The sequence below is a fragment of the Bacillus sp. CCNWLW194 genome, assembly GCF_037120585.1.
GTDB lineage: Bacteria > Bacillota > Bacilli > Bacillales > Bacillaceae_G > Bacillus_A > Bacillus_A basilensis.
On the sequence record NZ_JBBBBL010000003.1, the window covers coordinates 132,199 to 151,639 of the forward strand.

21 protein-coding genes are annotated in these 19,441 nt (G+C 35.8%); 12 read left to right on the plus strand and 9 right to left on the minus strand.

Annotation, left to right across the window (positions count from 1 at the left end; genetic code table 11):
• Window positions 1-156: 156 nt before the first annotated feature.
• From nikC to V7S50_RS07180, 8 genes are all read left to right on the plus strand, one after another.
• Complete coding sequence (nikC, locus tag V7S50_RS07145) at window positions 157-1,056, plus strand: nickel transporter permease (protein WP_000453816.1); 900 nt, start codon at window positions 157-159, stop codon at window positions 1,054-1,056.
• Window positions 1,057-1,071: 15 nt separating this feature from the next.
• Window positions 1,072-1,992 carry a nickel ABC transporter permease gene (gene nikB / locus V7S50_RS07150; protein ID WP_242252581.1) on the plus strand — a complete coding sequence of 307 codons (921 nt, stop codon included), beginning with the start codon at window positions 1,072-1,074 and terminating at the stop codon, window positions 1,990-1,992.
• A gap of 14 nt (window positions 1,993-2,006) precedes the next feature.
• Entirely contained in the window at window positions 2,007-3,023 is a 1,017-nt protein-coding gene (locus V7S50_RS07155; RefSeq protein ID WP_242252579.1) for an ABC transporter ATP-binding protein, read from the plus strand.
• A gap of 1 nt (window position 3,024) precedes the next feature.
• Window positions 3,025-4,011, plus strand: a complete 987-nt coding sequence (locus V7S50_RS07160; RefSeq protein WP_242252578.1) for an ABC transporter ATP-binding protein — start codon at window positions 3,025-3,027, stop codon at window positions 4,009-4,011.
• A gap of 69 nt (window positions 4,012-4,080) precedes the next feature.
• Complete coding sequence (locus tag V7S50_RS07165) at window positions 4,081-4,854, plus strand: sensor histidine kinase (RefSeq protein ID WP_063224786.1); 774 nt, start codon at window positions 4,081-4,083, stop codon at window positions 4,852-4,854.
• Window positions 4,851-5,546, plus strand: coding sequence for a response regulator transcription factor (locus V7S50_RS07170; RefSeq protein WP_242252576.1), 696 nt, complete (start codon window positions 4,851-4,853; stop codon window positions 5,544-5,546). The genes V7S50_RS07165 and V7S50_RS07170 overlap by 4 nt, the downstream gene beginning before the upstream one ends.
• A gap of 3 nt (window positions 5,547-5,549) precedes the next feature.
• On the plus strand, window positions 5,550-6,854 hold the full coding sequence (locus tag V7S50_RS07175; RefSeq protein WP_242252575.1) for a sodium:solute symporter: 1,305 nt from the start codon (window positions 5,550-5,552) through the stop codon (window positions 6,852-6,854).
• 228 nt (window positions 6,855-7,082) lie between these two features.
• On the plus strand, window positions 7,083-7,268 hold the full coding sequence (locus tag V7S50_RS07180) for a PspC domain-containing protein (RefSeq protein ID WP_000038792.1): 186 nt from the start codon (window positions 7,083-7,085) through the stop codon (window positions 7,266-7,268).
• 70 nt (window positions 7,269-7,338) lie between these two features.
• On the opposite strand, the gene V7S50_RS07185 is transcribed toward V7S50_RS07180, so the two are convergent.
• Entirely contained in the window at window positions 7,339-7,911 is a 573-nt protein-coding gene (locus tag V7S50_RS07185) for a helix-turn-helix domain-containing protein (protein ID WP_048531501.1), read from the minus strand.
• Window positions 7,912-8,011: 100 nt separating this feature from the next.
• Here V7S50_RS07185 and V7S50_RS07190 point away from each other — a divergent pair, with 100 nt between their 5' ends.
• Both V7S50_RS07190 and V7S50_RS07195 read left to right on the plus strand, forming a co-directional pair.
• The gene (locus tag V7S50_RS07190) at window positions 8,012-8,977 is read left to right on the plus strand and encodes a DMT family transporter (RefSeq protein WP_063224783.1); all 966 of its coding nucleotides are present in this window, start codon (window positions 8,012-8,014) and stop codon (window positions 8,975-8,977) included.
• A gap of 143 nt (window positions 8,978-9,120) precedes the next feature.
• The gene (locus V7S50_RS07195; protein WP_242252574.1) at window positions 9,121-9,786 is read left to right on the plus strand and encodes an MIP/aquaporin family protein; all 666 of its coding nucleotides are present in this window, start codon (window positions 9,121-9,123) and stop codon (window positions 9,784-9,786) included.
• 59 nt (window positions 9,787-9,845) lie between these two features.
• Here V7S50_RS07195 and V7S50_RS07200 read toward each other — a convergent pair whose 3' ends face one another.
• The 3 genes from V7S50_RS07200 to V7S50_RS07210 form a co-directional block, all read right to left on the minus strand.
• Window positions 9,846-10,277 carry an Rrf2 family transcriptional regulator gene (locus V7S50_RS07200; RefSeq protein WP_000512998.1) on the minus strand — a complete coding sequence of 144 codons (432 nt, stop codon included), beginning with the start codon at window positions 10,275-10,277 and terminating at the stop codon, window positions 9,846-9,848.
• A 118-nt stretch (window positions 10,278-10,395) separates the two neighbouring features.
• Complete coding sequence (locus tag V7S50_RS07205; protein WP_212956585.1) at window positions 10,396-11,616, minus strand: ABC transporter permease; 1,221 nt, start codon at window positions 11,614-11,616, stop codon at window positions 10,396-10,398.
• Window positions 11,617-11,618: 2 nt separating this feature from the next.
• Window positions 11,619-12,503, minus strand: coding sequence for an ABC transporter ATP-binding protein (locus V7S50_RS07210; RefSeq protein ID WP_242252573.1), 885 nt, complete (start codon window positions 12,501-12,503; stop codon window positions 11,619-11,621).
• 342 nt (window positions 12,504-12,845) lie between these two features.
• Here V7S50_RS07210 and V7S50_RS07215 point away from each other — a divergent pair, with 342 nt between their 5' ends.
• Window positions 12,846-13,673 carry a 5'-nucleotidase, lipoprotein e(P4) family gene (locus V7S50_RS07215; RefSeq protein ID WP_242252572.1) on the plus strand — a complete coding sequence of 276 codons (828 nt, stop codon included), beginning with the start codon at window positions 12,846-12,848 and terminating at the stop codon, window positions 13,671-13,673.
• 24 nt (window positions 13,674-13,697) lie between these two features.
• On the opposite strand, the gene motB is transcribed toward V7S50_RS07215, so the two are convergent.
• On the minus strand, window positions 13,698-14,486 hold the full coding sequence (motB, locus tag V7S50_RS07220) for a flagellar motor protein MotB (RefSeq protein WP_242252571.1): 789 nt from the start codon (window positions 14,484-14,486) through the stop codon (window positions 13,698-13,700).
• The gene (gene motA / locus V7S50_RS07225; protein ID WP_060632446.1) at window positions 14,476-15,270 is read right to left on the minus strand and encodes a flagellar motor stator protein MotA; all 795 of its coding nucleotides are present in this window, start codon (window positions 15,268-15,270) and stop codon (window positions 14,476-14,478) included. Before motA ends, motB begins: the two co-directional genes overlap by 11 nt.
• A 264-nt stretch (window positions 15,271-15,534) precedes the next feature.
• Between motA and V7S50_RS07230 the strand changes: the two genes are divergently transcribed.
• Window positions 15,535-16,314 (plus strand): M15 family metallopeptidase, encoded by a 780-nt coding sequence (locus V7S50_RS07230; RefSeq protein WP_242252570.1) that lies wholly within the window; start codon window positions 15,535-15,537, stop codon window positions 16,312-16,314.
• A 36-nt stretch (window positions 16,315-16,350) separates the two neighbouring features.
• Here V7S50_RS07230 and V7S50_RS07235 read toward each other — a convergent pair whose 3' ends face one another.
• The 3 genes from V7S50_RS07235 to sdhA all read right to left on the minus strand — a co-directional run bounded on the left by V7S50_RS07235 (window position 16,351) and on the right by sdhA (window position 19,438).
• A complete protein-coding gene (locus tag V7S50_RS07235; protein WP_063224775.1) occupies window positions 16,351-16,797 on the minus strand; it encodes an acyl-CoA thioesterase in 447 nt (148 codons plus the stop codon).
• A 93-nt stretch (window positions 16,798-16,890) separates the two neighbouring features.
• Window positions 16,891-17,652, minus strand: coding sequence for a succinate dehydrogenase iron-sulfur subunit (sdhB, locus tag V7S50_RS07240; RefSeq protein ID WP_060632449.1), 762 nt, complete (start codon window positions 17,650-17,652; stop codon window positions 16,891-16,893).
• Window positions 17,645-19,438 carry a succinate dehydrogenase flavoprotein subunit gene (gene sdhA / locus V7S50_RS07245; protein ID WP_060632450.1) on the minus strand — a complete coding sequence of 598 codons (1,794 nt, stop codon included), beginning with the start codon at window positions 19,436-19,438 and terminating at the stop codon, window positions 17,645-17,647. The genes sdhB and sdhA overlap by 8 nt, the downstream gene beginning before the upstream one ends.
• Between the last annotated feature and the right edge of the window lie 3 nt (window positions 19,439-19,441).

Genomic DNA, 19,441 nt, shown 5'->3' on the forward strand with positions numbered 1-19,441 from the left:
TTTACTTCTATTTGCATTTTCTTTACTAATTGAATTTTCTGAATTTTTTTGAAACATCTTTACTTCTATTTGCATTTTCTTTACTTATTGTTTTAAACTCGTTGACTCGTTTTAATTTTCTGATAATTTAATCATAAAGAAAGGGAGGTATGAAAAATGGAAGTTCGTCTTTCTAAAGAAGAAAATACTTCTTTACAAACGATTCAAACGAAGAACACATCGAAATGGATCATTAGCTATCGAAAACTGAAAAAAAATAAGATGGCATTTATCGGAGGGATTATCGTTCTTTTCTATATTTTAATAGCTATATTTGCCCCATTGTTAGCACCCTATAATCCATTTGATATTCAGTTAGTTAACAAATTACAACCACCATCTATGGAACATTGGATGGGAACAGATGATAAAGGCAGAGATATTTTAAGCCGCCTTTTACACGGGACACGCCTTTCATTACTTGTTGGATTTTCTTCTGTATTTATAGGGGCATTGTTCGGCATTATTCTTGGTATCATTTCTGGTTATTACGGTGGATGGTTTGACACAATCATTATGCGAATCATTGATATTATGCTAGCTTTCCCTGGTATTTTACTTGCTCTTGCCATTGTAGGCGCACTAGGACCAAGTCTTGTGAACGTAATTATCGCTATTGGCTTTTTCTCAATTCCTATGTTCGCTCGTATCGTTAGAGCTTCTACATTAACAGTAAAAAAATTAGAGTATATCGATGCTATAAGAGCACTAGGGGCAAATGATTTTACTATTATTATGAAACACATATTCCCTAACATCTTATCACCTATTATCGTCCAAGCTACTTTACGCTTAGCTACAGCAATTTTATCTGCAGCTGGATTATCATTTTTAGGACTTGGAGCGCAACCACCTTCACCTGAATGGGGTGCCATGTTAAGTAATGGACGCGACTTTTTATTTACCGCACCACATATTGCAATGTTTCCCGGAATCGCAATGTCTACACTCGTAATCGGTTTAAACATGTTTGGTGACGGATTACGTGATGCACTAGATCCGAGACTTAAAAAATAGAAAGGGGCATTATACATGCTAATGTTTATATTTCGTAGAATACTACAATTAATTCCCGTTCTTTTCGGCGTTGTATTCGTTGTTTTCTTAATTATGCAAATGGTACCCGGTGACCCAGCTCTACTTATCGCTGGTGAAGGAGCATCAAAAGAAACTGTCCAGCAGATACGTCACCAATTAGGATTGGACAAACCTTTTATCATGCAATATTTCTCTTATATCGGAAATATATTACAAGGCGATTTCGGGGTTTCAATTCGTTCTAACCGTCCAGTGTTAGACGAAGTATTAATCCGCCTTCCAATCACTATTGAACTCGCCCTATATAGTATCGTCATTACAGTTGTATTTGGGATGATTGCTGGCATCATCTCTGCTACAAAGCAATATTCTTGGACAGATGTTTCTATTATGATTATCGCCTTGTTAGGTGTCTCATTACCAAGCTTTTGGTTTGGACTTATGCTCATTTTCTACTTCTCTGTCCAAATTCAAATATTCCCCGTTTCTGGTTGGGGAACCTGGATGCACATGGTTTTACCAGCACTTACACTAGGTGCATCTGGCGCAGCAATTGTAGCACGTATGACTCGCTCAAGTATGCTTGATGTTATACGCCAAGATTATATACGAACAGCAAGAGCAAAAGGAGTAAAAGAAAGAGTCGTTATATATAAACATGCTTTGAGGAACGCATTAATTCCCGTTATTACTGTTGTTGGATTACAATTTGGTGCACTTTTAGGCGGTACAGTTTTAGTAGAATCAGTTTTTGCTATAAATGGACTTGGAAGATTAATCGTAGACGCCATCCGAATGAGAGACTTACCAATGTTACAAGGGGGCGTATTAATCGCCTCGGTCATCTTCGTTCTAGTCAATCTTATTGTTGATATTTTATACCGTCATTTCAATAAACGTATTGAGCTTAATTAAGGGGGTGCACAAACATGAATAAAAAGGAAGAGGTATTACAAGTTAAAGATTTAAAAACACATTTCTTTACAGACGAAGGTGTAAGCAAAGCGGTTGATGGTTTAAATTTCTCTGTTTCTAAAGGAGAAACACTCGGTATCGTAGGTGAATCTGGTTGTGGGAAGAGTATCACTTCTCTATCCATTATGAGATTAATTGACCGAGAAAGTGGCAGTAAAATTGAAGGCAGCATTTTATTTAAAGGAAAAGATTTATTACAACAAAAAGAAGCTGAAATGCGCGCAATTCGTGGAAATCAAATCTCAATGATTTTCCAAGAACCAATGACATCTTTGAATCCAGTATATTCTGTTGGGGAACAGATCGCAGAAGCAATTCGTATCCATCAAAAATTAAATAAAAAGGAAGCTTGGAATAAAGCCGTAGATATGTTGAAACTAGTTGGAATTCCTTCTCCTGAAAAGCGTGCAAAACAAGAGCCACATGAACTAAGCGGAGGAATGCGACAACGCATTATGATTGCAATGGCACTTGCTTGCAATCCAGATTTACTCATTGCAGACGAACCAACAACTGCTCTTGATGTAACAATTCAAGCTCAAATATTATCACTTATGAAATCACTTCAAAAACAACTCGGTATGGGAATTATCATGATCACACATGACTTAGGAGTCGTGTCAGAAACATGCGATAGAGTCGCCGTTATGTACGCTGGAAAAATCGTCGAATATGCAGATATCGAGCATATATTTACTAGCCCAAAACATCCTTATACAATCGGACTTCTTCAATCTCTCCCAAGACTCGATACAGACCAAGAAGAATTACAAACTATTCCTGGGTCCGTACCGAGTCCATACCATATGCCGAGTGGATGTCGCTTTGCTGATAGATGCACACATGCAAAAGAACTATGTCACAATACTCTTCCAGAATTTCAACTCACGCAAGATGGAAGTGAAGTTCGATGCTGGATGTTTACAGACCTTTGGGATAAATCATCTTCAGAAAAATTGGAGGTATTATAATATGTCTACTGCTACGCCAATAAATAAACGAGAGTTATTACAAGTACAAAACTTAAAACAATACTTCCCTATAAAAAAAGGAATTCTAGGACGCTCTATTAGCTATATTAAAGCGGTTGACGATATTAGTTTTACAATTTACGAAAAGGAAACTGTTAGTATTGTTGGTGAATCTGGTTGCGGAAAATCCACCACTGGGCGTGCAATATTGCGCCTTGATGAAGCAACAAGTGGAAAAATTATTTTTCAAGACAAAGATTTACTAGCATTAAATAACTCAGCAATGCGAAAGGTTCGAAAAGATTTACAAGTTATTTTTCAAGATCCCTTCGCTTCTTTAAACCCTCGGCAAACTGTAGGGAGCATTTTAGAAGAAGCTATGGCCATTCAAAACGTATGTCCAAAAGGCGAAAGAAAAGCAAAGGTTATTGAGCTGCTCGGGAAAGTTGGTCTTCCACCTGATGCAGTGAAGCGCTATCCACATGAATTTAGTGGTGGTCAACGGCAAAGAATCGGAATTGCGCGTGCCTTAGCTGTTAATCCAAAACTCATCATTTGTGACGAAGCTGTCTCCGCCCTAGATGTTTCAGTGCAAGCACAAGTTTTAAATTTATTAAAGCAGTTGCAACAACAATATGGGTTAACATATTTATTCATCTCTCACGACTTAGCTGTCGTTCGTCACATATCAGATCGCATCATTGTAATGTACCTTGGTACCATTGTGGAGATTGCCGATAAACATTCTCTTTTTAACAATCCGCAACACCCTTACACAAAAGCGCTTCTCTCAGCAATTCCTACCATTAGTGCAGGAACGAAAAAAGAGCGTATTGAACTTAAAGGAGACCTTCCCTCTCCTCTAAACCCGCCAAAAGGCTGTCGTTTTCATACTCGTTGTCCATATGCCATTGAAAAATGCGCTACGCAACAACCAAGCTTTCAATCTGTAAGTGAAGATCATAAAGTAGCCTGTCATATCATTTGATACGAGTCTGAATAATAGAAATATTTACAACGCTTTAGTATAATAATAAAAAACAAGATTGAGGTATGTATGTTAACTTATGAAGCATTTGCTGTATTAATAACGATACTTGTCTTAGCTCCAATTTTTGGAGCTATTATTTTATTATGTTTATTTATTTTTGAAAAACGAATCGATTTACTAGAAAGTGAAAAGAAAAAAATAGCACTAGAACGAGAGTTGCAACAGTCTTTATATCATCAACTTACGCAACAAATTCAGCCTCATTTTTTATTCAATACATTAAATACAATTTTAAGCTTAGCTCGTCTGCAGAGAACTGATGAAGTTGTCAAATCACTTGAGATCTTTTCTCTATTTTTAAAAGGAAAATATAAAACAACAGATTTGTTAATTCCTATTTCTGAAGAACTAACATACACGAATTATTATATCGAAATTCAAAAGATGCGATTTCGCTCAAGGCTTTCAGTAAGCATTACCTCTTCTGAAGATTTACATAATGCCCATATTCCACCTTTCGTTATTCAAACGTTAGTTGAGAATTCCTTTAAACATGGGCTAGAAAAAAAAGCGGGTCAAGCAATTTTAAATATTCATCTATATAATACAAATAACCGAATTACACTTCTAGTATCCGACAACGGTACTCAAAACGAACCTTTTACTTCCCATACGGAAGAAAGCGGGTACGGACTTGAAAATATAAAACAACGATTTCAGTTATTCTTTCAAGAACAAACTACGTTCTCTTTCCTCTCTACAAAAGAGAACGGCACGAAAGTAGAAATCACATGGCCTTTCATCTCAGAAAAAAACACAGAGGAGGTAATACAAAAATGAACGTGCTATTAGTAGATGACGAACCACTGGAACTGGAACAATTAGAATTTCTTATCCACCGTCAGTTTCCTAATTGGACACTGCATCTAGCTTTAGATGCGGATGAAGCTTTACGTATAAATGAAAAATTCTCGATTCATTTAGCACTTTTAGATATTCACCTTCCAGGTATATCCGGCCTACAACTAGGTGAAAAATTAAAAAGCAATAACTCTAACCTCGACATCATTATCGTAACCGCATATCAAAATTTCGATTATGCAAAACAATCTATTCGTCTAGGAGTTATTGACTATATAACAAAGCCAATTATAGAAAAAGAACTCTTTGATATATTACAAAAGTACAAAGGAGATTCCAATACTCCTTCCTACTCACGTATTATTCAAGATACATTAGACATCATCCATGAAACCTTTCATGACAAACTACACTTAGCAGACATCGCAGCTAAAATACATACAAATCCGACTTATTTAAGCCGACGGTTCCATGAAGAAGTAGGTATTTCATTTTCCGGATATATCATGCAATATCGGATTGAAATGTCACAGAAATATTTAACGGAACACCCACATTGGTGTATCTCTCAAATCTCTGAACGAGCTGGTTTTAATAGTCAGCATTATTTCAGTACTGTTTTTCGTAAAATGACCGGAATGACTCCGAAAGAATATAGAGGTGAGGGATAAATTGTGACGAAAAACAACTCGGCTTTCACACCTTTACAATTAGGTATCGGAACTGGTACTGTTCTTTTATTATCTAAATGGGTCGCAAGTATATCAACACTCGCTTTACCCGAATCTATTATCAATTATGGGCTAATCGCCGGTATTCTTTATGCGATGATTGGCCCTTTTACTCTTATTTTATTGGGGATTTTAATAAAAAAAATACGTTCTACATTCCCAGAAGGAGAATCCATTCACGATTACTTATCTTATAAACTTTCTCACAAAGGATATATAATTGTATGCTGTTTCCTCGTTCTATTAAGTATAGAAAGTATGTTCATTCAAACGAAAGTTGCTAGTATTTTACTTAATGTTTTTTTCCATATTCCATATACATTGGGTTCTTTCCTTTTCATTACCCTTTGTACAATATTCGTAATGTTAAGTAACGCTAAGCTATTTACTAAAATGGCTATTATGCAAACTGTATTAATGTTTTCTACCATGATTATTATTCCAATTTATTTTTTTGTGCAAGATGGCATTACCCATGTATACGATGGAATTCGCTTATATCACCCGTATTTGCTATTTTATGAAAATATAAACGGAATATATTTTATTACTGCCGGCATTCTCATCGAAACAGGAAGAGTATTAATAAGTCCCGCCTCTTGGGATAAAGCTTTCCGTATTCATCCTAAAAAAATCATTCCGACTTTTTTACTATCAGGGTTTATATGGATTACCATCCCTTTGGCGTTCGCTTCTCTAATTATGATAGTTATTTTTAGTGGGAGCTTAGATCATTTATATGATCTTCTAGCTCAACTTCCAAATAAAATAGAATTTACTATTTTATTTTATTTACTCGTTATCGGCTCTTTAAGCGCAATAACTTCTAGTTTTATTTCTTGGATGCATGGATTTACTAAACTCATTCGAGATTTTATACCGATGATACGTACAAAAATAAATTTCAAATTATATACAGCTCATTTTATTTCTATAGCTATCGGATTTTTAGCTTTTTTCATTACAATTACTACAAACTATACTATTTTAGAAATTATTTTTTTCTTTGGTATTCTTTATACATCTCTTATCATCACAATATTATTCGTTATTTTCAGCAAGCAAAAAATCAGCATCATTATACCGCTCATCTCGATTATTGGTGCTCTTTCCGGTTATGTAGTTTACTTCTTAATCGGTCCTTTAACGAGCATTTGGGTTAGTATAGCGGTTACTCTTTCACTAAGTATTTGTTATCTGTTTTCACATTGGATACACCAACAATTCAACTATAAAATGAAACAATAATATGAGGCCCTTTTGGTAGTTTAACTTTGCTACCTAAGGCCTTTTTATTTTTATCGTAAACTATTGTACTGCGCTATAAATTAGATTTATTATTTATATGACCTCACATCTAAATTGTAATACACGGTTCATTTTATAAAAAAATGTAATACAACCTCATAGTCTTCTCATAAATTTCCATATAGAATAGAAATATATAGTTTGATATAAAAGGGAGTTGATCGTAATATGTCAAAAAAATTATATAAATCCGAAACTGATAAAATGTTATTTGGTGTATGTGGTGGTTTAGGAGAATATTTTGATATTAGCTCTACTCTTATTCGCATACTTTGGGTTATTGCTATTTTATGTTTTGGAACGGGTTTTTTAGTTTATTTCATTTGTTTATTACTTATGCCACGTTCGTACTAATAACTTCATTCAATATATTTGAACAAAACATATAAAAAATCCCCTATAGTTTTTTCTATAGGGGATTTTTTCATGAAGAGTATTTCATCGTTAAATGTAATACTGCCACTTCATCTTCTTCATTTTTATAACTATGTTTCTTATTCGCTTCAAATTGAATGGAGTCAAACTCATTTAATTCGTATACATCATTCTCCACTTGAATCGATACTTTCCCTTTCATTACCGTTACAAGCTCAATAGCCCCTTCATGATGAGCTTCAGGTTCATATATACTATTTGATCGTAAACAAGCACGATGCATTTCCATCCCCGTTTCTTTCGTATAACGAAACATTGTTTCTAAATGCCACGCTTGTCCTACATCTACTGCAAATCCTTCTCCGCAGCGCGCAACAGCTACAGGTTCTCCAACAACCATCAATCTCGATAAAGGAATCGATAACCCTTTCGTTATTTTCCAAATGACAGCTAACGTCGGATTCGTTTCGCCTCTTTCAATCTTTCCTAATGTTAATTTACTAACCCCTGTTTTTTGAGCTAATTCTTCTAAACTTAATTTTTGTTCATTTCGAATTTGTCTTAATAACTGACCTACTTGCTGAATGACTTCTTTCGTTTGCATATCTTCATGTTCTTTCATCTATAAAACCACCTTAAAGTATAAAATAGTTTACTTTTACATAATTAAAGTATATTATACTATACATAATCATTTAATTCCAAAAGGAGTGTTATACTTCATGCGCGCAATATTATTAGGACTTTTATCATCGGCCTTTTTTTCTGCAACCTTTATTATTAATAGAGCGATGAATGTATCTGGAACGAGCTGGGCTTGGACAGCTTCCTTCCGTTTTTTATTTGCTCTCCCTATTTTATTCCTTATCGTTTTATTTCGCAAAAACTTTAACGGTTTATGGGAAGAGTTAAAGAAACATCCATTGGCGTGGATCGGATGGGGTTCTGTTGCAGGTATTGGTTTCTATTCTTTATTAAGTTTCGCAGCTGTCTTTTCTCCAGCTTGGCTCGTTGCTGGAACTTGGCAAGTTACGATATTAGCAGGTTTACTACTATCACCACTATTTTTCATTAAAATAGAGACGAAATCAGGAACAAAACTTGTACGCGGAAAAATTCCACTTCGCAGCTTATACGTTGCATTATTTATTTTACTTGGTGTAATTTGTATGCAGGCAACTGAAGCAGGCCACATTACAATGACTCAGTTCATTTCAGGTTTTTTACCTGTCGTGTTAGCTGCTTTCTTATATCCGTTCGGCAACCGAAAAATGATGGAGCTTGTTGGTGGACGTCTCGATACGTTCCAACGCGTATTAGGAATGGCAATTGGAAGTCTCCCTATTACTATTTTACTTGGCATATACGGATTTTCTACTACCGGTATTCCAACATCCAGCCAAATGCTACAAGGATTTTTATTAGCATTATGTTCCGGCGTAATTGCAACGATGACATTTTTCTTCGCTACTGACTTAGCCAAAGATAACTTCGCTCTACTTGGAGCTGTTGAAGCAACGCAAGCTGGAACGATGGTCTTTACCGTGCTTGGCGAAATTGTTTTCTTGAATGGTTCATTCCCTGGTGGTCTTTCCCTATTTGGAATGATTATTATTATGTTAGGAATGGTTGCCAATAGCGTATTAAACCGATCTGTTCCAGTCGTTAAACAGAAAAAAACAGCATGAAAATAGAGTATGGTTCTATAACAAAGAACCATACTCTTTTTTATTGTCCCCCTATTTCGCCTTATCAGAATAGTATTTCATTAGCTGTTTATACTAAAACCTATGTTATAATACGTTTCATGCGCAATAATAGGAGGTAAATTATGTTAAAAAAAGCAATCGCTGAATTTATTGGTACATTTGTACTTGTATTATTCGGAACTGGAGTAGCTGTCATTGGCGGCGGAATTGAAGGAATTGGAACATTAGGAATCGCTATGGCTTTCGGTCTATCTATTGTAGCTATGGCGTATAGCATCGGAACAATTTCTGGATGTCACATTAACCCAGCAGTATCAGTAGCTATGTTCATCAACAAAAGAATGAACGCTATGGAACTTTGTTATTATGTATTAGCTCAAATTTTAGGTGGTTTATTAGGAACTGCAACGTTAGTAACAATTTTAAAATCTGCTAAAACACCTTTAGATAATTTAGGACAAAATGGTTTTGGAACTCTTGGTTTATCTGGAGCATTTCTAGTTGAATTCATTTTAACTTTCGTATTCGTATTAGTGATCGTTGCTGTAACAGGTAAAAAAGGAAGCTCTTCTCTAGCGGGATTAGTAATTGGTTTCACATTGGTGTTAGTTCACTTATTAGGTATTCCTTTAACTGGAACTTCTGTTAACCCAGCTCGTAGTATCGCACCAGCTTTATTCACTGGCGGAGAAGCACTTTCTCAACTATGGGTATTCATCGTTGCACCAATTCTTGGTGGTATCGTAGCAGCTATTGTTGGTAAATTCATTTTAAATACTGAAAAATAGAATTTTCAATATTTCTGAATAAAAAAAGGCGAGCCCTCATTATGAGGATGCTCGCTTTTTTATTCTTTCATTTTAGACTTTAAATTTGTAACTAATTGATCTACCGTTACATTTGCAAGTACGTTTTCCATCGCTTCTTGCGCCTGCATTAAAATAATTTCTAATACTGATTGAATATTAGCTCCTACTGGACATTCAATGTTGGGATTTTCATGGAAGGAAAATAGCTGTCCTTCTTCTACAACTTCCACTGCTTTATATACATCAAGTAATGTAATTTCTTCTAAATCACGAGCAAGTGTCGTACCACCTTTACCAGCTTGTACATCAACAAGTCCTGCTCTCTTCAACATTCCTGTAATGCGACGAATCACAACTGGATTTGTATTCACACTACCGGCAATCCATTCAGAGGTACAGCGAGAGTTTCGATCTATCGCAAGTAATGTCAGCATATGAACACCTACTGTAAAACGACTACTAATCCCCATCTGCACACCCTCCTTTGTATTCATTCTATTAAAAGACGACTCTTATTATTATATACTATTTTTAATTTATACATAAAGAAAAAGCATGATTTCAATAGGAAATCATGCTTTTCTCTCATTATTGACGCTTTATGAATTTTGCTAAATCTTTAAATTTCACTTTATCTGAGTAATTCATTACGCCGTTTACGTAAATGCGACTTGCAAGCATATTGACGATAGCAATAGTCACCAATAAAATGACTAAAGTCACAATAATCTCTACAGTTCCTGCTTCACCCGCTACAAGCCTTGAAAATGTAACCATAGGTGTAAAGAATGGAATATACGAACTAACTACAGCCAATGTACTATTAGGATCAAATAGTGATTTAATACTAATGAAAAATGCTGCTATACCTAACATTGTAATTGGGAACGAAAGAGATTGCACATCCTCAATTTTTGATACAACAGCACCAACCGCTGCATATAACATTGCATATAGTAAGTAGCCCGTAACAAAATATACAACGAACATACTAATTACTACAGCATCCAACTTAGAAAAGTCTAGTGCAAGTCCCACTAAAGATGCATTTTCTAGGTCTACCCAACCCAATAAATATGGTACAAGAAAACCGAGGGAAGCAGTAATAAGTAATAGTAAAGCACTAGAAACAATTGCTAAAATTTTGGCATGTAGCATTGTTAATGGTTTTACTTTAGGAAGCATTAACTCCATAACACGAGACGACTTTTCAGATGCTATCGTCGTCCCAATTGTAGTTCCAAACACGATAATAAACATATATAAGGCAAACGAGAAAACATAGCCAATGCCAAAGGAAGATGCATGATCCTTTACTGCCTCTTGTTTTAACGGAATTTCCATCTGTAACTGCTTTGCTACTTCTACTGATACATTATTCTTTTCAATCATTACCGCTGTATATTGTTCTTTTAAATAACTCGCCATAAGTGTAGCAGTTGATTGACTCGGAAAACCACTATACATATACGTCACTTCCGGAATACCATTCTTTTCTGTAATACGGAATAGACCGTCTAAATCCCCATCTTCTACTTGCTTACGTAACTCATTAAACTTATCCTTATTTTCTACAGTTACTTTAGCAGATGGAAGTAACTTTGTTACATCACTTTCTTGCACTTTATACGTATCACTTTCCGTTACTACGGCAAATTTATCTTTCCCTTTGTCATTATCAGCAGTGAAATGATTAAACGCAAAAAGTCCAAACACAACTAAAAATAAAATCGCACTCGTAATTAATGATTTTTTAGATAAAAACGCTTCTCTAAAATAAAATGAAAATACGTGAGAAAATTTACGCATCGTTATTTCGCCCTCTCTACAAAGATTTCGTTTAACGTCGGCTCTAACATTTTAAATTGTCGTAAGGTAACACCTTGTTCTTGCAATTGTTGTAAAATCTTTAGAGCTTCTGCATCATCTTGTACTTGCACATAAAGAAGGCCTTGTTGTTTTTCATACGATACATGAATAGATTCTAATCCCTTCTCATTCTCTTCTGTATCTTCAATCGTTAAATTGCGGAAACCGTACTCTTTTTTAATATCACTTAACTGGCCTTTTACGACAGCTTCGCCTTTTTTCAAAATACATACATGTTGGCAAAAAGCCTCTACTTGTTCCATACGATGACTAGATAAAATAATTGTCTTTCCGCTCTGTACTTGTTCTTCAATAATGCTAGCTAACATCCCAGCATTAACTGGATCCAGCCCGCTAAATGGTTCATCTAAAATGAGAAGTTCCGGATTATGAAGAAGAGCAGCAATTAATTGGATTTTTTGCTGGTTCCCTTTCGAAAGCTCTCCTGCCGTTTTAAATTTATATTCCGGTATTGCTAATCGCTCTAACCAGTGATCAATAGCGAAATCTACTTCTTTCTTCGTCATGCCTTCTAATCTACCAAAATATCGCAACTGGTCTATTACTCTACTTTTCGTATATAAACCTCTTTCTTCTGGTAAATAACCAATTGTTATCCCGCTAGTCCCAAATGGTTTTCCATCCCATGTAATAGAGCCTTCATTAGGCGTTAATAATCCGAGAAGCATTTTGATTGTCGTAGTTTTTCCTGCACCATTTCGTCCAAGTAATCCTAGCACTTCACCTTTTGGCAACGAAATTTGCAAGCCGTTCACTGCTTTTGATTCCCCAAATAGTTTCGTTAAGTTTTGAATTTGTAAACTCAAAGTATAAAGCCTCCCCTTAGTTTCATTCATACTCTCTTTCAAAGACTATGTTTATTCCGGATAAAATATAGCACTACACTTCATCCTCTTAGTATGTAACATCATCTTAATCCATCATTTGTTCTATTTAGTTAAAATTGTAAATAATATAGTTTCGTTTGTCAATTATAATTGTCATTTCGACAATAAAACTTGTCAAAATGATTCCCATCATTTTTCTCATCTTTCTAATATAGGACATACTACTATATATACAAAAGACAATATGCAAATGTTCATACAAAAAATATTATTTTTCGATATATAATATTAACTGATTTTCTAACATCAAGGAGGATACATATGAAGATGAAGAGGGGCATTACCACTTTATTATCTGTAGCAGTTCTATCTACATCACTTGTAGCATGTTCCGGAACACCAGAGAAAACAGTAGCAAAAGAAGAAAAAGCAAAATTAACAGACCAGCAATTAATGGCTGATTTATGGTATCAAACAGCTGGTGAAACGAAAGCACTTTACTACCAGGGATACAATATCGGTCAATTAAAGCTTGATGCAGCTCTTGCAAAGGGAACAGAAAAAAAACCTGCTATCGTACTTGATTTAGATGAAACTGTTTTAGACAACAGCCCTCATCAAGCCATGAGCGTAAAAACAGGCAAAGGCTATCCGTATAAATGGGATGACTGGATTAATAAGGCTGAAGCCGAAGCCCTTCCAGGCGCAATTGATTTCTTAAAATATACCGAGTCTAAAGGTGTAGATATTTACTACATCTCAAATCGTAAAACGAACCAACTAGATGCAACAATTAAAAATCTTGAGCGTGTAGGTGCTCCTCAAGCAACGAAAGAACATATATTACTACAAGATCCGAAAGAAAAAGGAAAAGAAAAACGACGTGAACTCGTTTCTCAGACACATAATATCATCTTATTCTTCGGTGATAACTTATCTGATTTCACTGGTTTTGATGGAAAGTCTGTAAAAGATCGAAATCAAGCAGTAGCAGATTCAAAAGCACAATTTGGTGAGAAATTTATTATTTTCCCTAATCCGATGTATGGTGATTGGGAAGGCGCTTTATATGATTATGATTTCAAAAAATCAGATGCAGAAAAAGATAAAATCCGCCATGACAACTTAAAATCATTTGATGCAAAATAAAGAGGATGGCATTCGCCATCCTCTTTATTTTACTTTCTCTGTTAAAGGCAAGATAAACACTTCCACACGTCTATTCTTTGCCTTTCCTTCTTGTGTATCGTTTGGAGCAATTGAACGGTATTCTCCGTAACCAATCGCACTAAATTTTCCTGGCTGTAATTCTTTATTTTGCAGTAATACTTGCATAAAATTAACTGCCCGCTGCGTACTTAACTCCCAATTCGATGCAAACTGCGCATTGGAAATAGGAACATTATCCGTATGACCGGATACTGTAATTTCACGAGGTGACGCTGAAACAAGTAAGCTTGACATCTCTTTTGCAATCCCTAAAGATTCTAATTTCACATCTGCTTTCCCCGAATCAAACAGTACATTTTCTAATATTGTTACCATTAATCCCTTTTCAGTTAATTTAGTTTGAAAAGAAGAGGATAATTGTTTCTCATTAATATATTGATCAATCTTTTTTTGTAATGCTTTCAATTCATCCATTTCTTTTTTTTCTTTGGCTCTAGCTTCTTCTTGTTTTTTTGTTTGTTCTGCCTCAAGGCTACTTGCTGATAATTCCTTTTCATCATTTGGCTTCTGATCACTTAAAAATTCTTTGTTACCTGTTCCACCAGCTAATTCACTTCGAAAAGCAACAGCCATCTGTTTAAACTTCGCAGCATCTATACTACTCATTGCGAATAAAACGATGAACAATGCAAATAACAACGTTAACATATCAGAATATGGGATTAACCAAGTTTCATCGATATGTTCATCATGTTTTTTCTTTTTGCCTCTTCTATTTTTCTTACTCCGCATTTTGTTCTGCTCCTTTTTCTAGCTTTTTACGCTCAGTTGCAGAAAGTGAACCTAAAATGCGGTTCTTCATAATAAACGGATATGTACCTTCTTGTAACATTAATAAACAATCAATGATTAAACGTTTTTTCTCGATTTCAGCTGCAGATTTTTGTTTTAACTTATTTGCAAATGGATGCCATAATACATAACCTGAAAAAATACCAAAAATCGTTGCAATAAACGCACCTGAAATAGCATGTCCTAACTTTTCAATATCAGTTAAATTACCAAGCGCAGCTACAAGACCGATAACAGCACCTAAAACCCCTAATGTTGGTGCATACGTACCAGCTTGTGAAAAAATTGCCGCTCCTTTTGCATGCCTTTCTTCAATTGCTTCTAATTCAGCTTCTAAAATCTGTTCTAAATCTTCTGCAGATACGCCATCAATCACAAATTTCATACCACGCAAAAGAAATTCATCTTGAATTTTGTCTAATTGTTGCTCTAAAGACAAAATACCGTATTTTCTACTTTCAGATGTCCAATGAACAAACAATTCTAGCAACTGTTCATAACTTAAATCCTTTTTATTTGAACCAAAAAGAACTTTAAATAATTTTGGAACCCTTTTTAGTTGATTCATCGGAAATGCGATACATACTGCAGCAAATGTACCGATAAAAATAATTAATGCTGCGGCAGGATTCAATAAGGCATTTACGTCAGCGCCCTTGACGACCATCCCTACTACCACTGCTACAAATCCTAAAATAAGTCCAATAATTGTTGCAAAATCCATTCCCATTCACTCCTAGTCTATACAAGAAGTTCTTTATTCTCGATAATCGCTACATCTTCTTATGTATATATATTACATAAAAAATTCATTTCATGAAAGATAAGAAATGAATTAAATGAAAAAATACTACAATTTCACACATTTTCTGACATTTTCTTTGCATTTCTATTACGTTACGACTCTTATATTTCTTTTTCAACAAACTAGACTTATAATAAAAACAATACATATTTTATTAAGAAAGGACTGTGATTACAAGGCATCATGAAAAAGATAATCATTATTTCTGCCACTACTATTGTAATCGGTATCACTTCTTTCGTTTACTTTGGTTCTAAATCATCACTACAAAATGAGGCGAAAGCTGTCGAAAGTCAACAGCATAGTAATCACCAAAAAGAAGAGATTCCTGCTTTTCCAAAAGCTGATCATAATGCAAAGAAACTAGACAATGATTTTTCCGTTGTAACAAATCCAGAATCTAATCTTGTCTTAGTTAATAAACACCGAAAACTACCAGACGGATACACACCTGAAGACTTAACAAGACCAAACGTACCATTTACTAGTCCGAAAGATAAAGAAAAAACGCTACTGCGCAAAGATGCTGCAGATGCGCTTGAAAATATGTTTGAGGCGGCAAAGAAAGAAGGACTTGAACTTACAGCTGTATCTGGTTATCGTTCATACAAACGCCAAAAATCATTACATGATACATACGTTAGACGTCAAGGAAAAGCTGAAGCTGATTCAGTAAGTGCCATTCCTGGTACAAGTGAACATCAAACCGGCTTAGCAATGGATATTAGTTCAAAGTCTGCTAAATTCCAATTAGAGCCTATTTTTGGAGAGACAGCTGAAGGCAAATGGGTGGCAAAACATGCGCATGAATTTGGCTTTGTCATCCGTTATTTAGAAGATAAAACAGAAACAACAGAATATGCATATGAACCGTGGCATTTGCGCTACATTGGAAACCCATACGCTACATACATATATAAACATCATTTAACATTAGAAGAAGCGATGAAAGACAAAAAATAAGAGAGCAATTTGCTCTCTTATTTTTCTTTTACTCTATCATTGTAGTAATTTTTTCTTCCATTCTTCAGGCCACGGTTCGCCTTTTCCGTTTTTTTTCGATGCTTGAACCATCATTCCACGACCAACTAAACAAACTTCTCCTGCCGCATTCTTCACCATATAATGCAAATCTAAAGAAGAATTCCCAACCGATCCCGCTTTTACATACACCTTCAACTCTTCATCAAAATATATTTGCTTAATAAAATTACATTGTAAATCTGCAACAACGATCATCGTTTCGGAAGATTCATGCGTCCATTCTTGCATAAATCCAAGTTCTTTAAACAATGCGATACGTGCTTCTTCAAAATAGGTAAAGGCAACGACATTATTTACATGCCCAAACATATCTACTTCACCAAAACGAACTTTTACAGGTTTGTAAAATGAAAAACCACTTTCCCATTGCTCAAAGTCTTCAATATAAGAAATCCTCTTCATTGTTCCCTCTCCTTTTCGCCTTTTTAATAAACTGAATAAACAGAAAAATAAAGTTATAAATATTGCCTCTTCAACATGAAGAGGCAATATTTATTAATAGTTATTGTCGCTACCAAAGAAATCTTTGAACGATTGAATTGTTGTATCACGGTTTAATGCCGCAATTGAAGTCGTTAATGGAATACCCTTTGGACATGATTGCACACAGTTTTGAGAATTACCACAGTTTGCAAGTCCTCCATCTCCCATAATTGCACGTAAGCGATCTGCTTTATGCATTTCACCCGTTGGATGTGAGTTGAATAAACGAGCTTGTGATAATGGCGCTGGTCCAATAAAGTCAGATTTACTGTTTACGTTTGGACATGATTCTAAGCAAACACCACATGTCATACATTTTGAAAGCTCATAAGCCCACTGACGTTTCTTCTCAGGCATTCTTGGCCCTGGTCCTAAGTCATACGTACCATCAATTGGAATCCAAGCTTTAACACGTTTTAGAGCATTAAACATGCGACTACGGTCAACTTGTAAGTCACGTACAACTGGGAATGTCTTCATCGGCTTTAAGCGAATTGGTTGTTCTAATTGATCGATAAGCGCTGTACATGATTGACGAGGTTTTCCGTTAATCACCATCGAACATGCGCCACATACTTCCTCTAAACAGTTCATATCCCATGCAATCGGAGTTGTTTGGCTTCCTTTTGAATCAACAGGATTACGACGAATTTCCATAAGCGCCGAAATAATATTCATATTTGGACGATATGGAATTTCAAACTCCTGGTCAAACGCTTGCGCGTCTGGCCCGTCTTGTCTCGTAATGATGAGGCGGATTGTTTTCTCAGACATGTTGTTTATCCCCCTTCTCTTCACCCTTAGCAGCTACATCGTGTTTTGAAGAATAATCACGTTTACGTGGTTTAATTAACGAAACATCCACGTCTTCGTAATGGAATGCTGGTGCATTTCCTTCTCCTTCAAATTTCGCCATCGTAGTTTTTAAGAAGTTAGCATCATCACGATTTGGGAATTCAGGTTTGTAATGCGCCCCACGGCTCTCATTACGGTTATATGCGCCAATTGTAATAACACGCGCTAACTCAAACATATTTGCAAGTTGGCGTGTAAATGAAGCACCTTGGTTACTCCATCTTGCTGTATCGTTAATGTTAATACGTTTGTAACGAGCCATTAACTCTTCAATTTTCGCATCTGTTTCTAATAGCTTTTTATTTTCACGAACTACTGTAACGTTATCTGTCATCCATTCTCCAAGCTCTTTATGAAGAACATACGCATTTTCGTTACCATCGAGCGTTAAAATATTGTTAAATTTCTCCGTTTCGATCAATTCATTTTGTTCATACACAGTAGATGAAACAGCATCAGATGATTTAGTAAGACCTTTCATATATTCAATTGCATTTGGTCCTGCTACCATACCACCGTAAATTGCTGATAATAGTGAGTTCGCACCAAGGCGGTTACCACCGTGCATAGAATAATCACACTCACCTGCTGCAAATAAACCTGGAATACTTGTCATCTGCTTATAATCAACCCATAGTCCGCCCATTGAATAGTGAACAGCTGGGAAGATTTTCATTGGTAGTTTACGAGGATCGTCACCTGTAAACTTCTCATAGATTTCAATAATTCCACCTAGTTTAATATCTAGTTCTTTCGGATCTTTATGAGAAAGATCTAAGTACACCATGTTTTCACCGTTAATACCTAGTTTTTGCTCTACGCAAACATCAAAGATTTCACGCGTTGCAATATCACGAGGTACAAGGTTTCCATAAGCCGGATATTTTTCTTCTAAGAAGTACCATGGTTTACCATCTTTATATGTCCAAACACGTCCACCTTCACCACGTGCAGATTCACTCATAAGACGTAATTTATCGTCTCCAGGAATTGCTGTTGGGTGAATTTGAATGAACTCACCGTTCGCATAATATGCGCCTTGTTGATATACAGCAGAAGCTGCTGTACCTGTATTGATAATGGAGTTTGTTGATTTTCCGAAGATGATACCAGGGCCCCCTGTTGCCATAATCACGGCATCAGCTCCGAAACTTTTAATCTCCATAGTTTGTAAGTCTTGTGCAACGATCCCTCGGCACACACCTTCATCATCAACAACAGCTCGTAAGAAATCCCAACCTTCATATTTCGTTACAAGTCCTGCTACTTCGTGACGACGTACTTGCTCATCTAATGCGTATAGTAATTGCTGTCCAGTTGTTGCACCAGCAAATGCCGTACGGTGATGTTGTGTTCCACCAAAACGACGGAAATCAAGAAGTCCTTCTTCCGTACGGTTGAACATAACACCCATACGGTCCATTAAATGAATGATACCAGGTGCTGCTTCACACATTGCTTTAACTGGTGGTTGGTTCGCTAAGAAGTCCCCACCATAAATTGTATCGTCAAAGTGAATCCATGGAGAATCCCCTTCACCTTTCGTATTTACGGCACCGTTAATTCCACCTTGGGCACATACAGAATGCGAACGTTTTACTGGTACTAAAGAGAACAGTTCAACATTTACTCCTGCTTCCGCCGCTTTAATCGTTGCCATTAAGCCAGCCAAGCCACCGCCGACTACTATAAGTTTCCCTTTCATGCT

Excerpts from the sequence above, each read along its gene's own strand:
- nikB (WP_242252581.1), top strand. The coding sequence starts at position 1,072 with ATGCTAATGTTTATATTTCGTAGAATACTACAATTAATTCCCGTTCTT.
- V7S50_RS07180 (WP_000038792.1), top strand. The coding sequence starts at position 7,083 with ATGTCAAAAAAATTATATAAATCCGAAACTGATAAAATGTTATTTGGT.
- motB (WP_242252571.1), bottom strand. The coding sequence starts at position 14,486 with ATGCGGAGTAAGAAAAATAGAAGAGGCAAAAAGAAAAAACATGATGAA.
- nikC (WP_000453816.1), top strand. The coding sequence starts at position 157 with ATGGAAGTTCGTCTTTCTAAAGAAGAAAATACTTCTTTACAAACGATT.
- V7S50_RS07235 (WP_063224775.1), bottom strand. The coding sequence starts at position 16,797 with ATGAAGAGGATTTCTTATATTGAAGACTTTGAGCAATGGGAAAGTGGT.
- V7S50_RS07160 (WP_242252578.1), top strand. The coding sequence starts at position 3,025 with ATGTCTACTGCTACGCCAATAAATAAACGAGAGTTATTACAAGTACAA.
- V7S50_RS07165 (WP_063224786.1), top strand. The coding sequence starts at position 4,081 with ATGTTAACTTATGAAGCATTTGCTGTATTAATAACGATACTTGTCTTA.
- sdhB (WP_060632449.1), bottom strand. The coding sequence starts at position 17,652 with ATGTCTGAGAAAACAATCCGCCTCATCATTACGAGACAAGACGGGCCA.
- V7S50_RS07170 (WP_242252576.1), top strand. The coding sequence starts at position 4,851 with ATGAACGTGCTATTAGTAGATGACGAACCACTGGAACTGGAACAATTA.
- V7S50_RS07205 (WP_212956585.1), bottom strand. The coding sequence starts at position 11,616 with ATGCGTAAATTTTCTCACGTATTTTCATTTTATTTTAGAGAAGCGTTT.
- V7S50_RS07200 (WP_000512998.1), bottom strand. The coding sequence starts at position 10,277 with ATGGGGATTAGTAGTCGTTTTACAGTAGGTGTTCATATGCTGACATTA.
- sdhA (WP_060632450.1), bottom strand. The coding sequence starts at position 19,438 with ATGAAAGGGAAACTTATAGTAGTCGGCGGTGGCTTGGCTGGCTTAATG.
- V7S50_RS07190 (WP_063224783.1), top strand. The coding sequence starts at position 8,012 with ATGCGCGCAATATTATTAGGACTTTTATCATCGGCCTTTTTTTCTGCA.
- V7S50_RS07185 (WP_048531501.1), bottom strand. The coding sequence starts at position 7,911 with ATGAAAGAACATGAAGATATGCAAACGAAAGAAGTCATTCAGCAAGTA.
- V7S50_RS07195 (WP_242252574.1), top strand. The coding sequence starts at position 9,121 with ATGTTAAAAAAAGCAATCGCTGAATTTATTGGTACATTTGTACTTGTA.
- V7S50_RS07215 (WP_242252572.1), top strand. The coding sequence starts at position 12,846 with ATGAAGATGAAGAGGGGCATTACCACTTTATTATCTGTAGCAGTTCTA.
- V7S50_RS07230 (WP_242252570.1), top strand. The coding sequence starts at position 15,535 with ATGAAAAAGATAATCATTATTTCTGCCACTACTATTGTAATCGGTATC.
- V7S50_RS07155 (WP_242252579.1), top strand. The coding sequence starts at position 2,007 with ATGAATAAAAAGGAAGAGGTATTACAAGTTAAAGATTTAAAAACACAT.
- motA (WP_060632446.1), bottom strand. The coding sequence starts at position 15,270 with ATGGATTTTGCAACAATTATTGGACTTATTTTAGGATTTGTAGCAGTG.